This is a genomic window from Schlesneria sp. (assembly GCF_036405755.1).
GTDB lineage: Bacteria > Planctomycetota > Planctomycetia > Planctomycetales > Planctomycetaceae > Schlesneria > Schlesneria sphaerica.
This window is the reverse complement of the sequence record NZ_DASWWZ010000056.1, coordinates 1-5,361: the sequence shown is the minus strand read 5'-3', so window position 1 is coordinate 5,361 and position 5,361 is coordinate 1. Positions and strand designations below refer to the sequence as shown.

Annotated in this window: 3 protein-coding genes and 1 pseudogene; 2 read left to right on the top strand and 2 right to left on the bottom strand. The window is 56.4% G+C overall.

What is annotated here, in order from left to right; all coding sequences use genetic code 11:
• Both VGE80_RS01940 and VGE80_RS01935 read left to right on the top strand, forming a co-directional pair.
• Window positions 1–468 (top strand): annotated as a pseudogene (locus VGE80_RS01940) (N-acetylgalactosamine-4-sulfatase); the annotation flags it as partial.
• Window positions 469–510: 42 nt separating this feature from the next.
• Window positions 511–2,049 (top strand): sulfatase family protein, encoded by a 1,539-nt coding sequence (locus VGE80_RS01935; protein WP_440591477.1) that lies wholly within the window; start codon window positions 511–513, stop codon window positions 2,047–2,049.
• Between the two features lie 206 nt (window positions 2,050–2,255).
• Here VGE80_RS01935 and VGE80_RS01930 read toward each other — a convergent pair whose 3' ends face one another.
• Window positions 2,256–2,504: a hypothetical protein gene (locus tag VGE80_RS01930; RefSeq protein ID WP_440591476.1), complete on the bottom strand. Its 249-nt coding sequence runs from the start codon at window positions 2,502–2,504 to the stop codon at window positions 2,256–2,258.
• Between the two features lie 244 nt (window positions 2,505–2,748).
• Window positions 2,749–4,950: an alpha-amylase/4-alpha-glucanotransferase domain-containing protein gene (locus VGE80_RS01925; RefSeq protein ID WP_440591475.1), complete on the bottom strand. Its 2,202-nt coding sequence runs from the start codon at window positions 4,948–4,950 to the stop codon at window positions 2,749–2,751.
• Between the last annotated feature and the right edge of the window lie 411 nt (window positions 4,951–5,361).

Sequence of the window (5,361 nt, the reverse complement as noted above, 5' to 3'; positions counted from 1 at the left end):
CTGGGGCATCCTACAGAGAATCCCGCGAGTCTCACTTCACATGACTGGATTACGAAAGGCCTGCCCCCATGGAATCAGGGAGATGTCCGAAAGGGACTCGCCGGGAAATCCAACATGGGTTACTGGAACGTGAAAGTCGTTGAGGATGGTGACTATGAAATTCGGCTGAGACGATGGCCGGTCGCGGCCGACGCCCCCCTTGATGCTTCGCTGTCTCCGGGAGATCCCGTTCCCGGTGGCACCGCTTTTCGCTCACATCCTGGGAAGGCGATTCCCATTGTGCACGCCACTATCGAAGTCGGCGATCAAAAAGCCGCGATCGACGTCCCGTCCGGAGCCAGGGAGGCGGTCTTCAGGCTACCTTTAAAAGCGGGTGTGACTCGATTAAACGCTCGCTTTCAGACGGGAGAGGGTCAGGAAGTCGGCGCGTACTACGCATACGTCGAGCGACTTACTTCGTTGAAGTAGTGATTGCACGTTTTGCTACGGCATCCCATTGAGAGTCCTTCGATGACCCTGACGACTCGTACCCAATCTCAATTCACTCGCCCTCGCCGCAAGAGAATTTCGCTCGCGACCTTCATCCCGCTGCTCTGCTTTGCGCTGCTGACAGGCGGCGCCAATAGCGACGAAGGGCCCCGAGACCGACCGAACTTCGTCTTCCTGATGACAGATGATCAACCTGCCGGAGCCGTCGGTTGCTATGGAAATAAGGACGTCATAACACCGAACCTGGACTCGCTTGCGCGCGATGGAATTCGATTCCAGAATCACTACGTCACGTCCGCCATTTGTATGGCAAGTCGTAGCACAGTGCTGACAGGTTTGTACGAGTACCGCCACGGGTGCAACTTCGAACGAGGAAACTTCGAGCGGCGTTTCCTTGCGACCTCCTATCCGGCTCAACTACGAGCCGCTGGCTACTACACCGGCTTTGCGGGAAAGATTGGTTTCGATCTGGAAGGAGAGCCTTTCGATCATCTCGAGCGTGAATTCGACGAGTGGGCAGGGGGCCCCGGCCAGACGGAATACGAAACGATCAAGAATAAAGGAATCGCGAAATACGCCGACCGCTACCCGCATTGTTCCCGCGCGTATGCCGCGTGGGCAGCAGATTTTCTGAAAGCGGCCAAGCGGAGCGGTCGTCCCTTCTGCATGAGCATCAGTTTCAAAGCGCCGCACCTGCCATTCCGTCCTGATCCACTCGACCTCGCACGTTACGAAGGCAAGACAGATTTCGCACGGCCTGCAAACTACGGTGTGGAGAACGGGCGGCATCTGTCTCCGCAATCGCAGACCAGCCGCGCCGCCACGAACTACCGCGAGTGGATTAAAAAGTACGATGAAACCGCGAAGCTCTACTACGCATTGATTACGGGCGTGGACGAAGCCGTGGGCATGATTCGGCGTTCACTTGAGGACGAGGGACTTTCTGAAAATACGATCCTCATTTTCACGTCAGACAATGGCTACAACTGTGGGGCCCACGGATTCGGGGACAAGATCCTTCCATACGAAGAAGCGTCAAAGGTCCCGCTGATCATTTACGATCCCCGAGCTCCTCGCGAGAAACGAGGCGAAGTCAGAACCGCTCTGACTGCAAACGTCGACATTTCACCAACCATTCTGGAACTGGCTGGTGTTCCCAGTCTGTCGTACATCGACGGAAAAAGTCTCGTCCCAGTGATTGCAGAGGCAGACCATTCAGTTCGTGCCTCGCTGCCACTCTTCAACTTCTGGGGGATCAAGACCGCTCAATCCATGGCGATCGTGACACCCGAATGGAAGTACATTTACTGGTACTACGCCGGTCCGGCCCAGCCTGCGGAGGAATTGTTCCGGATCGAACAGGACAAACTGGAGATGCAAAATCTCGTCGCAAACCCGGAGTATGCGGAGGAATTAAGACACCTGCGGCGAGAGTACGACAACGAGCTCACACGACTCCGCAACAATGCCAACCCAACCCACGGATATCCGCTCTACGGCATCCTTTTTGATCGAACAGTTCCGTTTGATCAAAAGTCACATCTGGTTGCTCCCCGATAGCGTCACCTGATTTCCGCCGCTGCTGAGTATGCGTGACCGGATGAATCATTGAGTAGTCATGTGCGTTGTTCTGCGGAAGCCACTCGGAAGCCAGTCCGTCATTCGTAACGGATCGCAACTCGGAAGTGTCCCTTGTCGTCAGGCAGCTCGGCACATCGTTTTCTAACCCGCGACATCCTTTGCGATCATATTCCGCAGGTGGCGGGTCAGTTCGTCATCATCCAAAAAACTGCGAACCCCAGACATAGGGTGCCACCGAGCATAGATAGGAAGAAGACACTGCACCCTCTAGTGGTTCGATTGTAGATTCGGTTATACGCGGCTCGCCTGGGATTCGTCAGCCAGCCCCATCCGCGAGGCGCTTTAAGCCCAATGCGGTGGACAATTGCCCGCTTCAAGGACGTTCGAGCAGCGATTCGCTTACGGAGAGAGGGGACTCGAAAGCCGAACTTCATGGGAGCTGCACTTTGAAACGTGAGTCAGGAAAAAAACGGGGTCGACTGACACCTCTGAATTTGCATTCTTAGTAGCATCCTATGAATGTAAAAGGATAGCAGTCTCCACTCTTGGCCTGTCCATCGCATGTTGACTACGCAAATGAGTCTCAACTGCCCCATTCACGATTGCGAGATTTCCTCTCTGTAGCACGCTGATAGTAGCTTGTCGCGAGCACCGCGCTGGCAAGCAATCGCAGCAGAGTCAATACGCGGATGCCGCGAGTCGCGACATTGAGCGTTCCGCCAGTTCCCTTGCCTGAGCCGCCGAGGTATCCAGGGACAGGACAATCTTGACTGTCCATCGTCCGTCGGCCGGCGCGATGAATTCCCAGTGCGGCATCACCGAGCAGCTCTGGTGAACGAGTTCATAGCCGCTCTCGGACTGACTCACCGTCTGAATCGGCTGGGTCCAGAAACCTGTCGGCTTGCTGACATCCAGCGACACGTCCAATCCGAGCCATTCGTCGACGAGCCCCATCCGTGATGTTGCGGATGTCGAATGGACGCTTTCGAGAGTCCCCAGGTTTTGACCCTCTCCGTCATAGTAGTACCGGTCATGGGCTCCTGCCGCCATCGCGGCAAAGTTGAACTCGACGCCGAAGTGGAAGGGGAGCCCCGCAGGGAGATTCTCCAACGCGTAATGAATCTCGAGGGTTCCACCCTGCTGGGCTTCAAGCAGAACCGTTTTTGAAATTTTCACCTGGTAGGGTCCCAGCCGACCTTCACGCACCATCGTCGCTTCAACTTGCTCTGACGACCGACGGATCCTCGACAGGTAAACCCCTTCCACAAAATCGCCGATCTCGCCGTGTCCATCAATGAACTGGTCATGACTGAGCCCGGGCTGGAGGAAATGGTCGACGAGACTCTTTCGAGGCCACGGATCGTATTGCAGTTTACGGTCGAGGTCAGGTTGCTTGAACCGGACTCCTCCATTGGGATCAACGCCGCCACCGACGTCACTGACAGCCTGCCCGGCATGCTGACGAATTCGATCGTGGTAGGGCTCGGGCCGGCGATTCAACGTCGCCAGCAGGTTGGTTCGAATCTGGCGGACATCCAGTTCATACAGGTGCCCACCTTTTCCGGGGGTGAGAAAGGCGACCAGTCGATCCCCCGAGAGACAAATCTCTTTCCGGGCATCCAGATTGAAATCGCTGACCTGAGCATCGACCCAGCGACCTCGTCTCCCAGCAGCCCGCTCCAGCAGTGAATCGGCCGAGATCAAGCTGCCGTAGATCGCGTTTCGCAAATGGGGCAGATACAGTCCGCCAAAGGCTCCGTGCCAGTAGGGGCAGTTGCATTGTCCACGATAGAGTTCGCGACGCGCTTCTGCCAGCAGTTGCGGACCTGTGCCGACCGAATCGGCGATGACGGCCTGATCGAGCTTCTGACTGATCTGGATCATTCGAGCATACATCTCGTTCGCTTCAGGATACTTCACCAGGAAGTTTCTCCAGAAACCGGCGCGTACGAATTGGCGCATCGCGTGCCAGTCATGACGCTGCTGATTGGATGCGACCAGGTTACGATAGTCGGTTTGCTTTTCGGTCGGCAGCGCCCATTCTGTCATCTCGCGATAGCTGGCGTCGGGCAGGTAGACTTTCCCCAGTGGTGAAACACGGTCGACTGTCTCTGCCAGGGTCGTGACGTGCAGCCAGTGCTTGTTCTCGCGCAGTGCGGTGAAGAACCGACGCAGCCAGCCGTCCCGGTACACGTGATCGTTTGAGCCGGGCCACGCTCCCAGTTTCTCGCCGTCGTCCCCGAAAATCAGGACGGCATTCGGATATCGTTCCGCGACCTGCCGACAATGGCCAATCACGTCCTGGGGGTCAGCGTAGGGAATGAGATACCGCAGACGTTCACTTCCCGCGAACACCTTCAGCAACCGGCCGCTTTCTTCTGTCAGGAAGTAGCCGTTCAGTTCATCCTCATTGAGCCCTGCATTTCGGAAGTGGGTGTCATCCAGCAGCGAGTACTCGATCCCCGCTTCCACAATGTCACCAGCAAATGACTGTTCCCAGACACGTTCCGGCACCCACATCCCCCGGACTTCGGCACCGAGCAATTCCTCCAGGTGCTGCTTATAAAACTGGATCTGACCGATTCGATCGCGTCGCGGAATCGCGGAGAGGATCGGTTCGTAGTAAGGGCCACCGAGAATTTCGATCTGGCCGCGCTGAACGTACTCTCGCACCCGAGCCACATATTCGGGATGGTTTTTGGCGAGCCAGTCGAGCAGGCTGCCAGAAAAGTGAAGCACCACGGGAAGGTCGGGGAAGTCCTGCAGGACGTTCAGAAACGGAGCGTAGCTGTCTTGGAACGCCGCTTCGAACACACCGTCAAAGTTGCCGACGGGTTGATGATTGTGCAGCGTTAAGATCAGTCGTACCTGGCCGCTCATACTCCGTACCTCGCCTTTTTCCATTCCAATGATCGTGCCGCAGTCCGTGTTCGCTGCAAATATGCGATTGATCTAAATGAATTGAGGCAATTCGTCGAGACCAACGCGCGCAAGTTTCCCTCCGCGTGGGCTTTCCAAGTGCAGAATTCTGAACTCGCCCGGTGGTCCAATCGGCGACGACTCGGCACCTGATCGGTGTCAGATTCCGTATCCGGGACGAAAGGAATCCCTTGGTTGCCACCACGCTCTGCTGACGGGACACGAGCATAAGGTCAGGGACTGGCACCCACAAACGAAGTCCGAATTGCGGGTGGCGACACAATCAGGATTCATTCTGATTGAGCCCTGCACAATACTAGAAAATGCCTACCGGAGAGCAGGGGGTCGTTGCGGCCGCGGTTCGGGTCCGAG